The organism is Neobacillus drentensis, assembly GCF_036965645.1.
GTDB classification, from domain to species: Bacteria; Bacillota; Bacilli; order Bacillales; family Cytobacillaceae; genus Neobacillus; species Neobacillus drentensis_D.
The window spans coordinates 1-20,357 of record NZ_JBALPZ010000095.1 but is presented as its reverse complement, the minus strand read 5'-3'; the positions used below and the strand labels follow the sequence as shown (position 1 = coordinate 20,357).

Annotated in this window: 18 protein-coding genes; 12 read left to right on the top strand and 6 right to left on the bottom strand. The window is 40.7% G+C overall.

The window, feature by feature from the left end:
* Positions 1-95: 95 nt before the first annotated feature.
* The 4 genes from V7266_RS18465 to V7266_RS18450 are packed head-to-tail and all read right to left on the bottom strand — an operon-like array spanning position 96 to position 3,651.
* Positions 96-1,172: a sensor histidine kinase gene (locus V7266_RS18465; protein ID WP_335469770.1), complete on the bottom strand. Its 1,077-nt coding sequence runs from the start codon at positions 1,170-1,172 to the stop codon at positions 96-98.
* On the bottom strand, positions 1,169-1,849 hold the full coding sequence (locus tag V7266_RS18460) for a response regulator transcription factor (RefSeq protein ID WP_335469769.1): 681 nt from the start codon (positions 1,847-1,849) through the stop codon (positions 1,169-1,171). The genes V7266_RS18465 and V7266_RS18460 overlap by 4 nt, the downstream gene beginning before the upstream one ends.
* A 54-nt stretch (positions 1,850-1,903) precedes the next feature.
* The gene (locus V7266_RS18455; protein WP_335469768.1) at positions 1,904-2,698 is read right to left on the bottom strand and encodes an ABC transporter permease; all 795 of its coding nucleotides are present in this window, start codon (positions 2,696-2,698) and stop codon (positions 1,904-1,906) included.
* A complete protein-coding gene (locus V7266_RS18450; RefSeq protein ID WP_335469767.1) occupies positions 2,695-3,651 on the bottom strand; it encodes an ABC transporter ATP-binding protein in 957 nt (318 codons plus the stop codon). Before V7266_RS18450 ends, V7266_RS18455 begins: the two co-directional genes overlap by 4 nt.
* A 119-nt stretch (positions 3,652-3,770) precedes the next feature.
* Here V7266_RS18450 and V7266_RS18445 point away from each other — a divergent pair, with 119 nt between their 5' ends.
* The 7 genes from V7266_RS18445 to V7266_RS18415 all read left to right on the top strand — a co-directional run bounded on the left by V7266_RS18445 (position 3,771) and on the right by V7266_RS18415 (position 11,306).
* Positions 3,771-4,982, top strand: coding sequence for a methyltransferase domain-containing protein (locus V7266_RS18445; RefSeq protein ID WP_335469766.1), 1,212 nt, complete (start codon positions 3,771-3,773; stop codon positions 4,980-4,982).
* A gap of 117 nt (positions 4,983-5,099) precedes the next feature.
* Complete coding sequence (locus tag V7266_RS18440; RefSeq protein WP_335469765.1) at positions 5,100-6,365, top strand: MFS transporter; 1,266 nt, start codon at positions 5,100-5,102, stop codon at positions 6,363-6,365.
* A 527-nt stretch (positions 6,366-6,892) separates the two neighbouring features.
* Complete coding sequence (locus tag V7266_RS18435) at positions 6,893-7,246, top strand: YojF family protein (protein WP_335469764.1); 354 nt, start codon at positions 6,893-6,895, stop codon at positions 7,244-7,246.
* Between the two features lie 21 nt (positions 7,247-7,267).
* The gene (gene bshB2, locus V7266_RS18430; protein WP_335469762.1) at positions 7,268-7,936 is read left to right on the top strand and encodes a bacillithiol biosynthesis deacetylase BshB2; all 669 of its coding nucleotides are present in this window, start codon (positions 7,268-7,270) and stop codon (positions 7,934-7,936) included.
* 66 nt (positions 7,937-8,002) lie between these two features.
* Positions 8,003-9,319, top strand: a complete 1,317-nt coding sequence (locus tag V7266_RS18425; protein WP_335469761.1) for an extracellular solute-binding protein — start codon at positions 8,003-8,005, stop codon at positions 9,317-9,319.
* A gap of 197 nt (positions 9,320-9,516) precedes the next feature.
* On the top strand, positions 9,517-10,464 hold the full coding sequence (locus V7266_RS18420) for a carbohydrate ABC transporter permease (RefSeq protein WP_335469760.1): 948 nt from the start codon (positions 9,517-9,519) through the stop codon (positions 10,462-10,464).
* Positions 10,465-10,475: 11 nt separating this feature from the next.
* Positions 10,476-11,306 (top strand): carbohydrate ABC transporter permease, encoded by an 831-nt coding sequence (locus tag V7266_RS18415; protein WP_335469758.1) that lies wholly within the window; start codon positions 10,476-10,478, stop codon positions 11,304-11,306.
* A 296-nt stretch (positions 11,307-11,602) separates the two neighbouring features.
* Here V7266_RS18415 and V7266_RS18410 read toward each other — a convergent pair whose 3' ends face one another.
* Positions 11,603-12,445, bottom strand: coding sequence for a dimethylarginine dimethylaminohydrolase family protein (locus V7266_RS18410; protein ID WP_335469756.1), 843 nt, complete (start codon positions 12,443-12,445; stop codon positions 11,603-11,605).
* 151 nt (positions 12,446-12,596) lie between these two features.
* On the opposite strand from V7266_RS18410, the gene V7266_RS18405 reads away from it, so the two are divergent.
* Together V7266_RS18405 and V7266_RS18400 are read left to right on the top strand one after the other, a co-directional pair.
* Entirely contained in the window at positions 12,597-13,262 is a 666-nt protein-coding gene (locus tag V7266_RS18405; RefSeq protein ID WP_335469755.1) for an AraC family transcriptional regulator, read from the top strand.
* A gap of 96 nt (positions 13,263-13,358) precedes the next feature.
* Positions 13,359-13,628: an excalibur calcium-binding domain-containing protein gene (locus tag V7266_RS18400; protein ID WP_335469754.1), complete on the top strand. Its 270-nt coding sequence runs from the start codon at positions 13,359-13,361 to the stop codon at positions 13,626-13,628.
* A gap of 123 nt (positions 13,629-13,751) precedes the next feature.
* On the opposite strand, the gene V7266_RS18395 is transcribed toward V7266_RS18400, so the two are convergent.
* Positions 13,752-16,694, bottom strand: a complete 2,943-nt coding sequence (locus V7266_RS18395; protein WP_335469752.1) for a DEAD/DEAH box helicase — start codon at positions 16,692-16,694, stop codon at positions 13,752-13,754.
* A 443-nt stretch (positions 16,695-17,137) separates the two neighbouring features.
* Between V7266_RS18395 and V7266_RS18390 the strand changes: the two genes are divergently transcribed.
* The 3 genes from V7266_RS18390 (at position 17,138) to V7266_RS18380 (ending at position 19,988) form a co-directional block, all read left to right on the top strand.
* A complete protein-coding gene (locus tag V7266_RS18390) occupies positions 17,138-17,878 on the top strand; it encodes a metallophosphoesterase family protein (protein WP_335469750.1) in 741 nt (246 codons plus the stop codon).
* Positions 17,879-17,993: 115 nt separating this feature from the next.
* Positions 17,994-18,677: a GntR family transcriptional regulator gene (locus tag V7266_RS18385; RefSeq protein ID WP_335469749.1), complete on the top strand. Its 684-nt coding sequence runs from the start codon at positions 17,994-17,996 to the stop codon at positions 18,675-18,677.
* Positions 18,678-18,890: 213 nt separating this feature from the next.
* Entirely contained in the window at positions 18,891-19,988 is a 1,098-nt protein-coding gene (locus tag V7266_RS18380; RefSeq protein WP_335469747.1) for a tartrate dehydrogenase, read from the top strand.
* Positions 19,989-20,357 lie beyond the last annotated feature (369 nt).

Genomic DNA, 20,357 nt, shown 5'->3' with positions numbered 1-20,357 from the left:
TTTTCCTAACTATACTCATAAAAACAAGCTGAATATTTACAAAACACCACTAAACCTGACAAACGTATCAATCAAATGATAAAAGGTGACAGCACTTAGTCTGTCACCTTTCTGGGTAATGTGATGGTCATCTCAGTGCCTTGTCCAAGCTCACTATGAACCGTGATCACACCTTCATGGAGTTCGATAATTTTTTTGACAATCGAAAGGCCCAGGCCACTGCCGCCAGAGGCACGATGACGGGATTTATCCCCTTTGTAAAATCGTTCAAATAGATGCATTTGTGTTTCTTTGTCCATGCCGATTCCTGTATCAGTGATTCTGATCGAGACATGCTCTCCATCTGGCTCCAATAGCTCAACTGAAATGGTACCTTTTTCAGGCGTGAATTTAATGCTGTTATGAATCAAATTCGTCCAAACTTGATCCATTAATTCTTCATCGGCCATAATCGTTACGCTTTTAAGAGCAACGTCCATTTCAATTTCCTTCTCAAGCCATTGTGGTTCACAGGCTAAGATGACCCGGCGGAGTTGATGGTCTAATCGGTAGCTTTTCTTTTCAAAGGGAGGGTGCTCCGATTCTAGGGACGTTAGTTTAAGCAGATTTTCGCTTAATTTGGATAAACGCAGACATTCGGTTTCAATAATTTCAAGATAATGGCTGCGTTCTTCAGCTGTGAGCTGATGATTCTTTAAGGCATGGGCAAATCCACTAATGGAAGTGAGCGGCGATTGGATTTCATGGGAGACGTTCGAAATAAACTCCTGACGCATTTGTTCCATCTCGCTAAGCTGTTCCGCTGCATGCTTAATACTTTGGATAATTTTATAATAGGGATGCTTAGGCGAATCGACATGTTGATGATAAAAGGAAAGATCAATTTTAAAATTTCCTTTCGCCATCATTTTCATGGCATCAATAATCGGAAGCAGGAAACTATATTGCCGTTCCTCAATATTCCACAGTTTGGAAATCGTAAACATGATAAAACCAAATAGAACGAAACCTGTTAGCGAATTGATCAGTTGACGGACAAAGGCGCTGGGCATTTGCTGGATGAAATCGTAAAACCAATCAGTGAATGCATAGGCTAAGGACCAGCATAGAAGCAGGGCAAGGATCACCATCAGGCTCCAGAGGGTGCGCTTCATCTTATCAGATAGCCTCATTTTGCGGCCTCCAGTCGATAGCCGAGACCTCGGATGGTCGTAATTTTAAAAGGGCAGTCCAGCTGGGAAAATCGCTGGCGGAGTCTCTTAATATGGACGTCGACGGTCCGCTCATCCCCCTCATAATCAAAGCCCCAAATATCTTCAATCAATTGCTCCCTGGAAAACGTTTTTCCGTGGTGGGTGGCCAGTTTGAATAGAAGCTCGAATTCCTTGAGCGGCAGAGTCATACGGTTATGACCATCGTATACCGTATAAGAAGACCGATCAATGACAACCCCACCGATTTCAACTTGATTGGAAATCGAGATCTGCGAACGTTTGAGCAAGGCCTTGATCCGAGCGGATAATTCAGCGGCAGCAAAGGGCTTGACCAGATAATCATCCGTCCCAAGCTCAAAGCCCTTAACCTTTTGGCTGATGTCTCCTTTAGCCGTCAGCATGAGAATGGGGAGGGTCTCCGAATAATAGGTCCGTACTTCGCGGCAAAATGTCCAGCCGTCCATATTTGGCATCATAATATCCAGAATGATTAAATCGATTTTTTCTGACTCTAGAACCTCTAGGGCAGCCGTTCCATCCGTTGCTTCAACAACCGCTAGCCCCTCTTGAGAAAGAAGGACCCGGATGAGTTCGCGAATATGTGGATCGTCGTCTACGATTAAAATCTTGACCATGGATTATCCTTCCTTTTTTAAAAAATAAAAATAGGCGGTCGCTGCTGACACAGCTTACCTGTTTTGCTCAGCCCGGGCAAAGACGATGGTTCCAATGATAGAAAAAATAAAGAAGAAACCAGCCATCACAATCAAATCAAGGGCAGGGTTAAACATAACAATGCGGTCATAGGCAGGATCGCCGGCATAAAAAACAGCACGGGCAAGATCGACACAATAAGTCATCGGCATAATATGAGCAAGAAAATTGAGGATGCCTGTCGAATGGTTAACAGGTATCAACGCCCCAGACAAAAACATTTGCGGCATAATCAGCAGCATCGAGCCAAAGTCCGCCACTTTACTATCGGTCACAAAGCTGATGAAAAAGATACCAAGGGCCGCCCCTACTAAACTGAACAATGGTGAGACAAGCAGCAGCCAGACAATGGACATGCCGCCAAGTGGAATCTGTAAGATAAGGGCCACTACCATAATGCCAAACAACATAATAATATTTGTAAAACTGGAGCCGATAATTTTACCAACAATAATAGAATACCGAGAAATCGGCGAGACGAAAAGTTCCTGCGTAAAATTGGTCTTCCGCTCTTCAACAAGCTGGCTCATACCCGTGACAGAGGACTGAAACATGGAATTGACGATCATCCCAATCAGCATGAATTGTAAAAAATTAAACCCAAGCCCGCCAGCTAAATTTTGCGCCATACTTTCTCCAAGTATCCCAATGAACATAATCGGGAAGAGGAGGCTGACAATAATATAAACGGGACTTTTTATAACGAGTGCGAGCTGCCGCCCTGCGATGGCAGTAACCGCGTTGATTTCCCTGTGTAGTGTTGACATCATTTGTCTTCCGTCCTTCCTGTTTGTTTTAAAAGATCCACATAAGCGGCCTCCAAGGTGGGCTGCTGAACATCGAGCATGGTTAAAGGTGTCTTAATCTGGCTAAGGATGGCTTGTGGTGTCTGCTCTTGATAGGACACATTCAAATAGTGATCTTCTTCGGTGTACCAAACATCCATCCTCTCAAGCTCTTCTTGCAGTGCCGGCCGGTCGTTTGCATCGATTCGCATGGTTTTATCCTTCAGCAAGCGATTCTTCATTTCCGCGGGTGTACCCAGCATTAAAATTTCCCCTTGATTAAGGATACAAATCCGGTCCGCCTCTTCCGCTTCGTCTAAATAATGGGTTGTTAAGAAAATCGTGATATTCTCTTCTTTCCGCACCTTTTGCAAGTACTGCCAAAGTGACAGACGACTCGATGGATCAAGTCCCTGTGTCGGTTCATCTAAAAAGAGAATTTTCGGGTTGTGCATTAAGCTGCGAATGATTTCGAGCTTCCGCTTCATCCCGCCGGAAAAGGTCTTCAGCTTTTTGAACATAGTATCGCGAATCCCGACAATTTCGGCTAGCTCCTCAATCCGGTCCTTATAAGCCTTTGGCATCAGGCTGTAGAGCGGGCGATAGGGATATAAGCCGTACGTACTGACGTGCAGGCGGATATTTTCCTCAGCGGATAAATCAAGATCAAGACTGGGATTTTGAAAGATAATCCCGATGTTCTCGCGGACCTTTTTCGCCTCCTTCTCCAAATCATAGCCGGCAATCTTGACCGTTCCGCTTGTCATCGATAAGGTCGTGGTTAAGATGGAAATCGTCGTCGTTTTCCCAGCCCCGTTTGGCCCTAGAAAGGCAAAGAATTCACCGGGTTTCACATCAAAGCTAATATGATTAACAGAGGGCTGTTTGGCCTTTTTGTATTGTTTTACTAAATTGTCTACATGAATAATCGATTCCATGTGTTTGACTGCTCCTTTCAGTTCTAATTCTGTTAAAGAATATAACAGGATTATGAACTGAATATGAACGGTAGGAATTTTCATGTTGGATAAAGAATAAGTAGTATTGGTGATGACAGATGAGGATCGGGAAATTTGGAAGAGTAAATGATGTAAGTATCGACACGATTAGACACTATATGGATCTAGGTTTAATCATCCCGGAAAAACGAGGCGGACAATATGATTTCGATGAACGTTGTCAAAGGGACCTAGACCTTATTTTAGAATTAAAAAAGATGGGCTTTCGTTTAAATGAAATGAGAATGATTTTTCACTATAAAAACTTTGCAAAACTGACGGACTATGAAGTGGATGCCTATTATCAATCTATTTTTTTAAAAAAATATGAGGAGGTAGACCACGAAATCAAAACGCTGGTCGAAGCGAGAGAGAGACTGAAACAGAAAGCAGCGCAATTATCCGCGAGTTCCCTAGAGGCAAGTTGTGTGCTGGGGGTTGATTTGGCAGTACTAGCTATGCTGAGATGTGTGAAATGTGCCGGGCACCTCAGTCTTCAAGATGGTGTCATTTCTAGAAATCAGATTATCGAGGGGAAACTTTCTTGTGAGTGTGGGGAAGAGTATCCGATTGAATCTGGAATAGTAAAAGTGGGGATGGGTATAAAGCCGGTGACACCACTCATAAATACCATCCCTGAATATATTCAGGACACCGATCCAGTCTATTTGGAAAATATGAATATTGGGCTGCATTGGTTAAAGAGAAAGCTGGGTCAAGTCCATTTATCCCAAAAGGTCATGCTCGAATTAGGTTCAGGAACCGGATTTTTTCTTCGCAATAGCTATCAAGATTTACCGGAGGACTGCCTTTATGTGGCGGTGGATCACAGCATTGAACGGCATTTATTTTTAAAAAACTTACTTGAAAAGACCGGTTTGAAAAGAAACATATTGTTTATTTGTGCAGACTTCTTAGAAATACCCTTGCCGAGTCATACGGTGGATCTGGTAGTGGACCACACGGGTACAAGTAATTACAGCTTTGAGCATGAGGCGTTTTTGCTTGATAAAGTGGATTCACTTGTGAAACCGGATGGATATTTATTAGGGTCCTACTTAATTTTTAAAAACTTTAGTCCGAAGAGTAAAATTGAGGCTAGATACAGAAATAACTTCACCATCCATACCATTAAGAAAAACATCGGCGATTTAAAGTATAAAGCGCTTGATGAGAGGATTTCAGAACCGGTCGATAAAGGGGGAAGGTTCGAGGACTTCTTTGTGCCTGGAGAAAAAATCTATTCGTATTCATTTTTTGGAAAAAGGTAGGGTTAACCCTATCTTTTTATTTTTTTACCTCTAAAAATAATGAAAATGGCTGCTTGAGGTTGCGTTCACCCCACCCTTTAAACTTTATTTATAAGTTGATAAAGAGGGTGTTGATTCATGAATAGAAACGAACAAGTAGAACGGAAAAATCTGTATCTTTATGCGGCGGGGAAGACCATCTCCGTATTTGGAACGGCCATTTACCAATTTGCGATAAGTCTGTATGTATTAAAATTGACGGGCTCGGCGTTAAGTTTCGCGGCTGCTTTGATTTTAGGGATTATTCCAATGGTAATCATCAATCCGTTTGCGGGCGTAATCGCGGATAAATTCAATAAAAAAAGACTCATCGTCTCCATGGATTTGTTAAATGGACTGCTATTCGTGTTCGTTTATGTGATAAGTACCATGTGGGGGTTAAACCTAATCCTCATCTATACGGCTACCTTACTGATGACCGTGTTTAGCACCTTTTTTGGCGTCGGAATGGAGTCAGCAAAACCGAACATTGTCACAGAGAAAAAGCTGCTGAACCTTAATTCCCTTAGTAAAGTCATTGATTCGGTATCTTCGATCATGGGGCCGATGTTAGGGGGGATTGTATTTGCAGTTTTTGATATCAGGGTATTTATTCTCATGAACGGGATTTCCTTTATCCTTTCAGGTGTTTCCATTTTATTTATTCAGTTTAGGTCGGGCCAACGTCCGTCACAGGGTGGCCAAGCGAAAATTTTTTTTATGAACGAGATCAAGGAAGGGTTTCATTATTTAGTCGCAAGGAGAAAGATCCTGGATTTGTTTATCCAGTTAATTTCCTTGAACTTTTTTCTCGGCTTTGCAGTGATGGTTCCCATCCCTTATATCATTAATACGATTTTCCAATTGGGTGCTAAGGAGTTCGGCATCATAGAAGGGGCCTTTCCGGTGGGGATGATTCTAGGGGCTCTGCTGGTAAGTAAAATCACCAATAAGTTTGATTATCCCACTCTGCTTCGATATATAAATGTAACTTTTGCGGTTCTTATGATGGTCACCAGCATTCCTGTGATGGTGGGAGGCTTCAAGGAAATTTACTTAGTTGTTTTTTACAGTATCGTGATGTTCTTTTTCGGTGCCGCAGTGGCGCTGATTGATATCCCATTTTCTTATTTGTTGCAAAAGGAGATACCAGATGAGTACAGGGGCAGGGTGCTGAGTATTGGTATTAGTATAGGGAAGGTTCTTCTTCCCGTTGCGATGGTGACCTCTGGCTTCCTCTTAACCCATATTCCAACTTTTTTTGTCCCTGCTTTTGGAGGTGTGTTATTCCTGCTGTTTGCTTTAAAAAATAGCTTGAAGAGGCAAGTGGAAGTGGATGCAGTGAGGGAAGGAATCAATCATTAAAAATGTAATGCTCCTGCAAATAGCAAGGTATTCGGGCTATCACTGTCGATCCTGTAAGATCTGTCCGAATACTATTTCTAGTGATTTCATCAAATACAAAAAAGATTATCAAGCAAATAAATGCAGGAATTGAGAATCTGGGGGCAATAAATATTTAATAAAAATTTCTAGTGGTAATGATAGAAAACTTTAATCAGTAAAATTTTGGTAAAATATTGAAGGTAAAGGAAATTATTGTTATAATCCAATCAATCCTATAGGAATAATAAAATATTAAATGTCTCCCGGACAACCGAAGGCATGAACATACAATGTTCATGCTTTTCTGATTTTTATAAAGAAAAAGTCTGGAAACCCAAATAAACAAAAGCTAGCAAACTTTCCTTCTCCTATATATTTTCAAAGTTTACTAGTAATTAATCTTTTTCATTCACCATAAGAGGATTTTAAGAAGGATTGTGATGAGGGCATATTCTTTGCCCATGGGGAGGAAAACCCGTGCCCTAGAAAATAAAGGAGGTGATCAGATGAAATCGATTGACCTTGAGCAGGTCCAACAGTATTTAAATCAATTTCTAAATCAAGATCTTTATTATCACCTTGAAACCTCAAATGGTTCTTACGCCTCTCTTGCGGATGACCAGCAAATGTCCGTATGTGCATTTATCCGAAACGGGCGCATCCGTTACAGCCGTGGAATAATTGTAGGTCCCGGACCATATCGTGTCGGGCTAAAGATGGAGGAGGGCTGGGTCTATGCAGAGGGCTTAACGGATTATGAAATGAACGGGCAAGACCAGCTTTTGCTTGGCGGCTATGACCATGAAGGCAGGATCAACATTGCCTTGGAGCTAAGCCTACGACCATTTTCAATCCAATAATAAAAGAGTAGGGGGATAATAGTGTATAAGAAAATTCTTGCCATTTACCCGCACCCTGACGATGAATCATTTGGAAAAGCGGGTAGCCTCGCGATTCACGCAATGGAGGGCGCTGAGATTACTTTGGTATGTGCCACATCGGGTCAGATGGGACGAAGAATGGGAAAACCTTTTTTCGCTAATCGGGAAACTCTTTGGGAAATTCGAGAAAAAGAATTGAAAGATGCTTGTGATGTGATCGGAATTCGGGATTTACGAATGTGGCGTATGCTTGACAAAACGCTTCAATTTGAAGATCCGGAAGAATTAGCCGGACGAGTGGAAGCGATAGTAAAGGAAGTGAGACCTGAGTTAGTTTATTCCTATTATCCGAATTATGCAGTCCACCCGGACCACGATGCATTGGCAGAAGCTGTTATACTAGCCATCTCTCGTCTCCCTAAACAGGAGCGACCAATCGTTCGTGCATCGGCATTTTCAAAAAATTGTGAGGACATCTTAGGCTGCGCGGACCTTGTGATAGATGTATCGGAGGTTCTAAATGTGAAATTAGACGCGCTTCGTGCCCATCGTTCTCAAACAGAATTCATAATCCAGAAACTCGAGCAAAGTTTAGCCGACCAGCCAGGTCTGAAGGATGTGCTGCTAGATCCATATAGAAAGGAACGATATTGGACGATTCAGTTGTAAATTCATATGCTAATAGGTTAATCCATTCATTTATTATAAAATTCATGAAATTCGGGGGTTAATAGTTTGAAAAAATCGCTATTAAAATTACTTATGGTCATTGTGGCACTCAGTCTTATTGTACTTGCCGGATGCAGTAGCAGTGAAACATCATCATCAAACAATTCTGGTTCTAAAGCGGATAAAAAGGTAACCATCACCTACTGGCAATATACTTTTCCTGCAAAAGTTACAGAAATCAAGAGTTTAATTAAAAAGTTCGAAGCGCAAAATCCAAATATTAAGGTAGTAGCACAAGATTTTCCTTATGATCAATATACCCAAAAAGTCACAGCAGCCACACATGCCGGTAAAGGGCCGGATGTATTAAACCTTTACTACGGCTGGCTGCCGCAATATGTAAAGGAAGGTTATCTTCAACCTATTCCTAAAGATTTAATGAGTACTACAGAAATTGAAAAGCATTTTATTCCAATGATTCAAGCATCTAAGATTGATGACAAATATTATTCGTTACCAACTGCTGTACGTTCTCTAGCATTATTCTATAACAAAGAACTGTTTAAACAGGCGGGACTTGATCCCAATAGCCCTCCAAAAACATGGAACGAACTCATTGAGTATGCAAAGAAAATGACCAAGCGTGATTCCAAAGGAAATTTACAACAGGAAGGTTTTGCATGGGATGTAAATGGACAAGGATTTCATGCCTTTCATGAAGTATTACTTCGTCAATGGGGCGTACAGCCATTTAGCGATGATGGAAAAAAAGTGCTTTGGAACTCCTCTCCAAAAGGGCTTGATGCCTTTACATACTGGATTAATATGACCAAAAGGGAGAAAATCGGGGAACCATCATTTTTACAAGGCTATAATACAGCCTTCAAAGCCGGAAAAGCAGGTATTATTATCGACGGATCATTTGATATTACCCCGATCAAAGAAGCTGCTAAGTTTGAATGGGGTGTAGCACCTCTTCCTGTTAAAGAGGAAGGCGGCCTGCAGTCAAACTTTGGTTCCTATTGGACCAATGGTATCGGCAAAGATGTGAAAGGGGAAAAACTAGAAGCGGCGAAGAAATTTATTAAATTCCTTATCTCCGAAGATACACAAAAGGAATGGTTAACGAATGTCGGGGAATTGCCAGCTGCGGCTTCATTTGCCAATGACAAGTCGATCAGCGATGATCCAATTTACGGTCCATTTGTTGAAGGTTTGAAATATTCACATGCCACCTTCTTTGTTGATGAAGCAAAAGAGCGAGACTCGATCACGGCAAATATAGATAAAATTTTATTAAATAACGATCCAATTAATAAAACTTTTAAAAGTCTAGTAAAAGAGCAGCAGCAAATCCGTGATGAGTATTTTAAAAGCAATTAGCTTTTTCATCATGAGAGTGGATAGAAGTTGAACAGAGAATTCAGCAAATGGTGTTAACTAGTTCGTTCCATTCTCTGGTCCATTAAGGTAAAACCATTTTAAAAATTTGAGGACTGTACTTGAGGGTATCCCAATATTTTGAACGCATGGCAGCACTTACTCCAGGCGTTCATTCCAGGTGAAAGGAGGGTCTAGCCTTGGCCCAAACGAGTATCGTCGATAGAGGAATCATAAAAACGCTGTTAGAAAGAAGAAAGTTGCCGCCTTTGAGACTAAAAACAAAGCGAACAATGGTGGCCTATTCATTTCTAGCCATCCCTCTCTTATTCTTTTTGATCATTCGTATTTACCCGACCCTCTATTCTTTTTCCATGTCATTTTCGTCGCAAAATAGTGAAGGATTTACCATGGAAAATTACCAACAATTAATTAAGGATGAGGTTTTTTGGAAATCGGTCTGGAACACGGGCAAATACGTCATCATTACGGTTCCTATTCAAATGGGGCTTGGTTTGCTGATCGCCCTTGCGATCGAACGAATCCAGCATCTGCGCTGGCTATATCGGATGATTTATTTCCTGCCCTATATTACTTCAGTCATTGCAGTAAGCTGGGTATGGCGTTTATTGTTTGAACCGAGTGTTGGTTTTTTTAATGAAATGCTTAGCTGGTTTGGAATCTCATCGCAAAAGTGGTTATCAGACCCAATATTAGCCTTGTTTTGTGTATGTGCAGTCATTATATGGCAGTCAATGGGATTTAGTATGCTCATCTTTATGGCTGGGCTTCAAGGCATTCCAAAACAATTATTTGAGGCAGCTCAAATCGATGGAGCGAGCGGATGGAAAATTTTCTGGAACATTACCTTTCCCTTATTAAATCCAACGATTGTCTTCCTGGCAGTAACAGGAGTGATTTCTGCTCTGCAATCCTTTGCCCAAATCCAAAGTTTGACTGCGAGCAGCGGTGCCAGTGCTGGAGGACCTTTAAATAGCACGATCAGCATTGTGGTCTATATGTACAAAAGTGCCTTCCAGGAATTTAATTTGGAATATGCTTCTGCTATAGCGGTTGTCCTATTTATCTTCATATTACTTGTAACCCTTTTGCAATTTAAAATTCTAAACAAAAGCTATGAGTACTAGGGGGTGGGAATTTGAAAAAGAAAAAGGTGTCTGTCTCTGAATATATTATTCATCTACTATTGTTAGCAGGGGTTATTGTTGTAGCCTTCCCCTTTCTTTGGATGATTTTATCCTCACTTAAGAGCCTGCCTGATTTTTATAGTTTTTCATTCTGGCCGAGTAAGCTGGATTTTTCGGGCTATAAATTTATCTTTCAGGAAACTGACTTTCTGCAGTGGTATCTGAATAGCATCATTATTGGGGCCATTGTTACGTTAAGCTGTTTGGTGTTTAATTCGCTGATTGGCTATACATTAGCAAAACATCAATTTATGGGTGCGAAAGCCATCCTTATTTTGATTTTGAGTACACTGATGATCCCAACAGAAATGCTGATCATTCCTTGGTATATAATGGGGACCAAGGTGAACCTTATCGACAGTTACTTGGGTATCATGTTTCCGGGGTTAATTGAAGCATTTGGCATCTTTCTGATGCGGCAATTCATGCTAGGTATCCCGAATGACCTGTTGGATGCCGCTCGGATTGATGGAATGGGTGAGTTTAAAATTTTTTGGCGAATCGCCCTCCCTCAGGTAAAACCCGCGTTATCGGCACTCGGGATTATTACATTTTTAGGAAATTGGAATGCTTATTTGTGGCCGGTTATTGTTATTTCAACAGACAAAATGCGGACGCTGCCTGTAGGAATTTCCCTATATGCAACTGGTGATGCCGGAGGAATTCAGTGGAATACGATTATGGGAATGAGTACGCTTGCTATTATCCCGATGATTATCGTTTTTCTACTATTCCAACGAAGAATTGTGGAAGGTATTACTCTAACCGGAGTGAAAGGATAAGTAGTAGACAAATTTCGCATAAACTATTTCAACCTGCGGATAAGTTAATTAACTTGCGAATCTTCCATAATGCCCCCGCACCTAATAATTGCATATAAACAAAAAAGGGGCAGATTCTGGCAATCGGGATAATCAGAATCTGCCCTTATTACATGTTTAGTGTTACAAATGGTGCCTGTCACCATAGATGTCATGTTCTACTCTGGTAAATCATTTTTTAGTTTGCAGTCGTGAAATAATCTTCTAATGCATTTCTAAGTGTAATTTACAGTATTACGTATGAAATAGTGCAGCATTTATTGTGGTGTTTCTCTCAAAATAGGCATGGTACAGCAGCGAAAGGCACCGCCAGATTTAATAATCTCTGTAATATCCACTTCAATCACTTCATAGCCGCGGTCCCTGAGCTTCTTATTTACCTCTTTATTAATGGGCAAACTTAACACGCGCTTGTTTCCAATCGAAAGCACATTAGTTCCTAAAGTGGCTTGCTCTTCCTCCGAAACTTCAATTAAATGGTACCGAGAGGAGAGGATCTTTAGTTTGTCCTCATTAATTTCCCCTGGAAAAATTAAAGCATCATCCTCTGATAGAATATTAAAGACACAGTCTAAATGAAGGTATGTATCCGTAAACGGGACGGTAATGACTTCAAAAGTGGGTAAGAAACTTTGTAAATGTTCAATAGCTGTTTTGTTGGTACGGTTACTGACGCCAATATAAACAGTGTTGCGGTCAATTAAAACATCGCCGCCTTCAATTTTATCCTCCAGCAGGTTGGTATACGTGATGAGTTCCTTTTCAAGCACATCAATTAACGGCTGCTCTTCCCCTTGACGGACATCATGTGCCATATGGGCTACAAACACCTGATTTCCCAGCGTAAAACCAATATCACGCGTGAACACTTGTTCAGGATATTTTTCTGAGGGAGTGAGTAACAGTACTTCCACACCGTTATTCTCCAAGGTTTGGACGAGCTGCTGATGCTGTTTTTTAGCAAGCTCGGTATCAATGTTTTCTTTTAAAAATTGCTTTTGGGTCTCGTTAATAGGTTCGCGGATGGTCATATAGGTAGCAGGGCATAACACCACTTTTTTTAAGGTGTCATATTCACTAAAACAGGAGCTCTTATGCATTTTGTCCTCCTCAATAAACGAAATTACATTTTAATATTCCCTGTGAGGTGATAGAGTAAACAATAAATAGAACGTATAAGAAGGTCATCTTAATAGGTTAAATAATGTAAGAAGACCCTATATGCAAAAGTAAAATGGAGGAGGAGTTGTGTTGGTTATTCAAGATAAGGCATTACATATTCTAAATGGAGAAGCAATGTATCATTACTACCAAGAGACAGGTTTTCTTAACCAGGAACGGATGGTCCCGTTTAATGAGGCAATGTGTTATGGAGGCACGTGCGAAGATTTATTTTCACAGGAATTCATCGATATGCGTGCAGAGGTTCATCATGTAACGGCCGATCAATATAGAGAGCACGTCCTAAAGCCGTTGCAGCCTTTTTTTGATAAAGAATTCTCTCATCTAGAATTATGGTTTGATGCGGATATGTTCTGTCAAATCAATCTTGTAACTATCCTTGCTTGGTTAGATCAAGCAGATTATAAAGAGGCTATTGATATTCATATAGTCGGGGAAAAGTTTAAACCTCTGAGTCTTTATACCGTAAAGGCAGAGGGATATTATTCTATTTACAAGCAGGTTTTGATTGATCAAACAATGCCTGAAGCTATTCTTCCAGCGTCTATTAAGAAGGGGATTGAATTTTATTTAAGCTATCTGAATAAAGATAGTGATCTTATGCTGTATATAAAAGAGCACGAAGATGTTCCAGAAAAAGAACTTGTAATAGCTCTAATCAATAAGTTCACAGATTATGGGTTAGGAGATACACAATACTTTGAAATAGTAAGAAACCAGCGCCAACCAAAATAAGTATAAATTAACTAGAAAATTTCAAATTGTCAAAGTAGAATATTTCCATTAAGATAAATACTGAAAATAGTAAAATATGTAAGTGAGGTATTTATCATGAAAAAGTTTTTCAAGGTAGGAATTCCGTTTGCGCTATTACTAGGTTTTACTTTAGGCTCTGCAGGGGAGTCAGAAGCAGCAACTAAGATTGTGACTTTCAAAAATTGTACAGAATTGAATAAGGTTTATAAGGGTGGAGTAGCTCGTTCAACTTCAGTAAAAAACAAAGGTGGTAAGACGTATTACAAACCTTTTGTTTCACAAGCTCTTTATGATGCAAATAAAAAGAGCGACCGAGATAAAGATTTAATTGCATGTGAGCGATAAAATAAAGGGAAGATTCTAAAATGAATAGAATCTTCCCTATTAGTGTTACTAATGGTGCCTGTCACCGTTCCTCATCTCACCACAGTATGAATGTTGCCCTCGCCGGCACTCCGTTCCACGGTTTTACCCTAAATAGACAAGGTCCTTCAGTTCGTCGGTGGAGAGTTCAGTAAGCCAGTTTTCACTCGTAATAATTTGATCATTAAGAAATTGCTTTTTCTCCAGCATGGCATCAATTTTCTCTTCCAGTGTCCCGGTACAAATCAGCTTATGGACATGGACAAACTTGGATTGGCCGATACGGTAAGCCCTGTCTGTAGCTTGATTCTCGACTGCCGGATTCCACCAGCGGTCGTAATGGATGACATGATTGGCAGCCGTTAGATTCAACCCTGTTCCACCAGCCTTTAATGACAACAGAAACACAGGAAACTCCTGATTTTGGAACCGTTCAATCATCGTATCACGCTGTGTTTTCGGTACACTTCCATTCAAGAACGGCACCTCAACACCGAACTTCTTCTTCAACGTACTGCGGATCATTTCGCCCATTTCAATATATTGAGTGAAAATCAAACAACTCTCTCCCTGATCAAGGACAGCATCTACAAGTTCCACCAGTTTCTCCATCTTATTGGAACGGTCCACCAGCTCACGGCCAATGGCCTGTTCTTTTAAATAGAGAGCAGGGTGGTTACACAGCTGTTTCAAGCGGCTCAGCATTTGTAAGATTAGCCCTTTTCGTTCAAAACCGGACAACTTTTCAATCTCAGCAAAGGTATCGTGGATCAGCTGTTCATACAACGATGCCTGTTCAGCGGTAAGCGGGCAGTACTCTTTCTGCTCAAGCTTGTCAGGCAGATTGAGTGCGACCTCTTCATCCTTTTTCGTACGACGCAGCAAGAATGGACGAATCAGCGATTGAAGCTGCTGGACTTTTTCCTTCTTTTCATCCTTCTCAATCGGAATGACAAACTTCTTCTGAAATTGCCCCAAGCTGCCAAGATAGCCGTGGTTGGTGAAATCAAAAATCGACCACAGTTCAGAAAGGCGGTTCTCCATCGGCGTTCCGGTTAAGGCAATATGGTGACGGCCGCGCAAGCTCCGGACAGCTTTCGATTGTTTAGTTTGGGCATTTTTAATGTTTTGCGCCTCATCAATGGCGATCGAACTCCAAACCATCGACCCAAACTCTTCCGAATCAAGATGGCTCAAACCATATGAAGTTAACACAACATCCACATCTTGGACTTGTTCCGAAAAAGACTCTTCCTTAAGGCGGTTCGAACCATAATGCAGATATACCTTCATCTCAGGAGCAAACCGTTCCAGCTCCTTCTGCCAGTTCCCGAGCACCGACGTCGGGCAGATAATCAACGAAGCCTTAGTCGGAATCTTAACCTTCAGAGCAGAGTCTGATGTTTCATCCGCCTTTTTCCTTCGCTTGGTAGTGCTAACGGTGTCAGGCACCATTTCTAAGGTATCCTCGTTCTTTACCTTTAAAAGGTAGGAGATGAGCTGGACAGTTTTGCCGAGGCCCATGTCGTCGGCGAGGACGGCGCCGAATCCGAATTGGCGGAGGAACCAGAGCCAGCTCATGCCAAGCTGCTGGTACGGGCGAAGCTCGCCGTTCAGCCCTTCCGGAACCGTCTCGAGCGGGATCTCATGGACCTCTGATAACATCTTGACCATCTGCTTCCATTGGCGGTTCAACTCAATCTGAATCTTCGCAAACGCCTTTGGATTCTCCAACTCCTCTTCGGATTCTGGCGAATCAACCAGTTCCTGCTCGAGTAAATCGCGCACGTGCAAACCCTCTTTTTCCGCACGTTTCATCAAATCCTGAATTTGCCGGATAAACTGCGGGTCCAGCTTCACCCAACGCCCGCGAATAAACACAAGCCGGCGCTTCTCCTCAACGAGCTTTCCGAACTCATCTTCGGACAAATCCACACCATTCATCGAAAAACGCCAGTTGAAATCAAGCATTGCCTGCAGTCCAACAAACGACGGACGATGGCTGGATGATCCCTTCAATGACGCCTTCACCTTCAAGTTGGCATTCTTCATCGCCTGCCACCAGGAAGGAAGGAGAATTTCCACATTCAACGCGACCAAGGTTTCACTCGCATCGGTTAGAAACATCCACGCTTCTTCCTCGGTAAGATGGGTCTTGAAAAATCCGTCCTCTTCAAGCCACGGAATTAACCGGGCCCAGCGAGTCCGCTCTTGATCCACCTTTTCTAGGTATGGACGCCACTTGGCAGGAATCTTTCTGACTCCTTCAACATCGTATACCTCATCGATATCTTTCTTACTACGCAAAAATACGTCCAGAATCCAGGCACCTTCACCATTAATGGGTTCATCAAGCCGGAGCCCAATGGTAAACGGGGTGTCGCTTTCCTTAATTCCCACCCACTCGAGCCAGCTTTCTTCATCAAAATAACGAGCCAGCTCAACGCCAGAAATATTTTGCTTTCGCAGTAATTCCAGTTTTGGACCAAACAGCTCTTTCATAGCGGCATTTCGTGTGAGATAAGCATCAAGAGCACCATTATATAAGTCGGAAATATAGTCTTTGGTTGTGCCAAGCCCGCGGTCCTCACTGACCAATACTTGACTCTCATCCTCGATGGATTGCTCCCAAAAAGACGAGTCGAATTCATCCTTGACCCGTTCTGGCAGCTTCCAACGGAAATCCCCATGCTCCCACACCGAAAAGTCGGGAAGCCAATCCTTCTCTAAAATTCCCTCATAGAGTGTAAGTGCGGAAGCAAGACAGATCTCAGATTGCTCATTCCAATCCCAATCAATAAATCGATTGAAGGATTCCTTCGCAAACAAAGAAACAAGCTGCCAGCCGCTTACGACGATCCCTTCGACGTCGTTCACCGTCTCGGTCTCAAGAAGTGTACCGAAAAAGCTTTCTTCATGGCTGCTAAAAACGAGGTTTTTCCACCTGAACGGATTCATATAGGAACCCTTTTCGTTCTGGGCCGTCAATAGAAAGCGGCCATCCTCTAATTTAGTTGTCAGTAATTTGATAAACCTGGTTTTAAGCATAAATAATGTTCCCCTTTAACTGAAACCCTTGGTTATAGTAAAAGTCCACGCATGTTGGTTGAACCATCAAAAAGTGGTCTAGTAAAAAATCACATGTAAAAATCCATATTCCTTTATTATAACCAAAAATTTACGGTTAGAGGAGTAAGGAGCAAGAAGTATTGATTTTTCGCTGTTTGAATTTTAGAGAGAGTGGGGAATAAATGTTAATGGGTAATCAATAAAAGGACCCCCAGCCGGTACAGTGCCCATGTACATCTATATAAGACTCAACGGGCATTGTCCGCATCTCTCTTGTTCAGACCGGCGAGCCTGTGATAGGTTATTAGACCCTTTCCTTTTAAAAAATAGAGCAGGTTCTCAGCCGAAACATTAGGAAGAGGTATTTTAATTTAGAAAAAGAAATAAATAATAGTAAAAACGAGAAAAAAGGTGGAACAGATTTGGATAGAATCGCTGTAATTTCAGATATACATGGAAATATTCCGGCACTACAAGCCGTCCTTCATGATATTCAAACTAGAAAAATGGAACAAATCATCTGTTTGGGTGATTTAGTGGGAAAAGGCCCCGATTCAAGGGAAGCGGTTGACATAATAAACAAGGTATGTGCGGTAACAGTTAAAGGCAACTGGGATGATTTTATTACGAAACCAACAAAATCAGAAACAATCAAATGGCATCAAAATCAATTGACTAGTCAACAAAATCAATACTTAGAGCAGCTGCCTTTTTCAGTTGAGTTCATGATGAGTGGAAGATTAATTAGGCTTTTTCATGCATCTCCAAGAAGCTGCTATGACCGAATTCAACCCTGGGACTCAATCGACCGGCGTTTAAGTATGTTTGAAAATACGATAAGTACAGAAAATATAAAAGGGAACAGGAATCCAGATGTGGTCTGCTATGGAGATATCCACCAAGCATACCTGCAAAATATAAAAGGAAGAACCTTATGTAATGTAGGAAGCGTAGGAAATCCTCTGGATATCCCTCAAGCCTCGTATGCCATTTTAGAAGGAAACTTCGGAGTGGAGGCAGCAGGCAGTTTTTCCATCCAATTCGTTCGGGTCCCTTATAATATTGACCTGTCTATTAAACTGGCAAGAGAAAAAAGAATGCCCGAACTTGAACATTATATAAAAGAACTAACAACGGCCCAATACAGAGGTGCACATAAATAATCAAGGTTTAAGATATATTTCATCGTACCATCTATATCATGTATTTTTGAAATATTGTTTGCACTTATAAAATAATATAAACTTTAAACATATGTTATAGATAAAGGATGAGACTATGAGTGATTTCACTATAGAAAGGCCCGTACCCTTTTATGAAAAATTATATCATTCAATTAAGAAAATGATATTTGAAGGGAAATTAAAGCCAGGTGAACGGATTATTGAGACCCAGCTAGCTAAAGATTTTAATGTGAGTAAAAGTCCAATAAGAGAAGCGATACGAATTTTAGAAAAAGAAGGACTTGTAATAGTTGATGAAAAATCAAGAGTTATGGTCTACCAGCCAACTTTGAAAGACGTTGAGGAAATCTATTTTTGCCGTATGGCACTTGAATCTTTTGCAGTTGGATTAGTTACTAGAATGGCTGCCAACGCTGAATTAGACGAAATCGAAAAAACGCTGATGCAAACAGAACAGGCTATTCAAGATTCACAAGCAAATGATACGATTATTACTCTAAATGACTTATTTCACAGTTTAATCATCCAATACACGCAAAACCGCCGATTACAAAAACAACTAAATGATTTGAGATCACTTATGTACTTTTTTCGAGTTTTAAACTTTCAGGGAGAAAATCGAGCTGAGATTATTCTAAATCAACATCGGGAAATATTTGATTGTATGAAAGAGAGAAACGCTGAACAGGCTTCACAGGCAATGATTAAACATTTAAAACTTGATTTAGAACATTTAACTGAAGTATTATCCAATTCACTTGAACAGACTAAACCATAATCTTTAAGGTTATGGTTTTTTGTTTGCTTTTCAAATTTTAATGTATGAATGAAGATGAAGCCTAACGAATCCTATTTCTCAAATTAAGAAAATGGTAAAAGCTCCTTGCCTAATAATTTACCCTATTGTAAAATCAAAACAAAGATACAGTCGACCGGATACCGGCGACTGATTTTCTCGAACTACCATTTTAGAATAGTGAGGAGATTAAGGATGAAAACATTAAAGATTGCTAACATCCCTGGAGACGGAATTGGAAAAGAAGTTGTACCAGCAGCAACAAATGTTTTGAAAACGCTATCTGATATTCATGGTGGCCTAAAGTTTGAGTTTACAACTTTCCCTTGGAGCTGTGAGTACTATCTCGAACATGGAAAAATGATGCCGGAAGATGGTCTTGAGAGATTAAAAGATTTTGATAGTATTTTTTTAGGGGCAGTAGGTAACTTAAAACTAGTTCCTGACCATATTTCATTATGGGGTCTTCTAATTAAAATCCGCCGGGAATTTGAACAAGTAATTAATATTCGTCCAGCAAAAGTATTTGATGGTGTTAGATCTCCTCTATTAAATCCAAAAGACTTTGACTTAATTGTTGTTCGAGAGAATAGTGAAGGCGAATATAGCGCTGTTGGAGGAAAAATCTATCAAGGCGAAGATGAAATAGCCATTCAGAATGCTATTTTTTCAAGAAAAGGGACAGAAAGGGCCATGCGTTATGCCTTTGAATTAGCAAAGAAGCGTAGAAAGCATGTAACGAGTGCAACAAAATCTAACGGAATCATTCATTCTATGCCTTTTTGGGATCATGTGTTTGAAGAAGTATCAAAAGATTATCCAGAAATAAGCACAGACTCACAACATATCGATGCTTTATCAGCATTTTTCGTTACAAATCCTGATAGATTTGACGTCATTGTAGCAAGTAATTTGTTTGGAGATATTTTGACAGACCTTGGTGCAGCTATCATGGGCAGTATCGGAATTGCTCCAGCGGCGAACATCAATGTAAATGGAAAATATCCGTCCATGTTTGAACCAGTTCATGGCTCAGCTCCAGACATTGTAGGAAAAGGGATTGCGAATCCGATTGGACAGATTTGGACAGCAAAAATGATGTTGGATCATTTTGGTGAAGAAGAACTTGGCCGTACATTATTGAATGTGGTGGAAAGTGTAACGAGAGATGGATTTCTAACACCGGACATTGGTGGGAAGTATACGACAAAAGAGATTACAGATGAGATCAATAACCGTCTTAAAGCTGTCGATAAAAAGGGAATGAATGCAGAATCCGTTATACAAAAGTAGTATGTTAATATGAATAAAGAAATCCAGGGCACTGGTAACCATGCCCTTGTGGGATTTAGTTATTTAGTGCTTTCTGGATTCACATAAAGAAACTCTTATTTGGCAGTTCCATAAAAACTTCTTAAAGCGTAAAACTTTTTGCGAAAAGAGGTTGACTTAGATACCGATTATTTGTTATATTATTTCTTGTCGCTGCGGCGGCGAAGTTAACTTTTAAAAAAATGTTGACTTCCATGAGGCGAAATCGTATAATTAATTTCGCTGTCACAAATTGAAGTGATGAATTGTTCTTTGAAAACTAAACAAACAAAAACGTCAACAAACAATAATATTAGTTTCTATTTGAAACTAAGCCAACGTAACAAAATG

Bases quoted from the DNA above. Each gene is read 5' to 3' on its own strand.
- V7266_RS18465 (WP_335469770.1), bottom strand. From the start codon at position 1,172: ATGAGGCTATCTGATAAGATGAAGCGCACCCTCTGGAGCCTGATGGTG.
- V7266_RS18460 (WP_335469769.1), bottom strand. From the start codon at position 1,849: ATGGTCAAGATTTTAATCGTAGACGACGATCCACATATTCGCGAACTC.
- V7266_RS18455 (WP_335469768.1), bottom strand. From the start codon at position 2,698: ATGATGTCAACACTACACAGGGAAATCAACGCGGTTACTGCCATCGCA.
- V7266_RS18450 (WP_335469767.1), bottom strand. From the start codon at position 3,651: ATGGAATCGATTATTCATGTAGACAATTTAGTAAAACAATACAAAAAG.
- V7266_RS18445 (WP_335469766.1), top strand. From the start codon at position 3,771: ATGAGGATCGGGAAATTTGGAAGAGTAAATGATGTAAGTATCGACACG.
- V7266_RS18440 (WP_335469765.1), top strand. From the start codon at position 5,100: ATGAATAGAAACGAACAAGTAGAACGGAAAAATCTGTATCTTTATGCG.
- V7266_RS18435 (WP_335469764.1), top strand. From the start codon at position 6,893: ATGAAATCGATTGACCTTGAGCAGGTCCAACAGTATTTAAATCAATTT.
- V7266_RS18410 (WP_335469756.1), bottom strand. From the start codon at position 12,445: ATGCATAAGAGCTCCTGTTTTAGTGAATATGACACCTTAAAAAAAGTG.
- V7266_RS18400 (WP_335469754.1), top strand. From the start codon at position 13,359: ATGAAAAAGTTTTTCAAGGTAGGAATTCCGTTTGCGCTATTACTAGGT.
- V7266_RS18395 (WP_335469752.1), bottom strand. From the start codon at position 16,694: ATGCTTAAAACCAGGTTTATCAAATTACTGACAACTAAATTAGAGGAT.
- V7266_RS18385 (WP_335469749.1), top strand. From the start codon at position 17,994: ATGAGTGATTTCACTATAGAAAGGCCCGTACCCTTTTATGAAAAATTA.
- V7266_RS18380 (WP_335469747.1), top strand. From the start codon at position 18,891: ATGAAAACATTAAAGATTGCTAACATCCCTGGAGACGGAATTGGAAAA.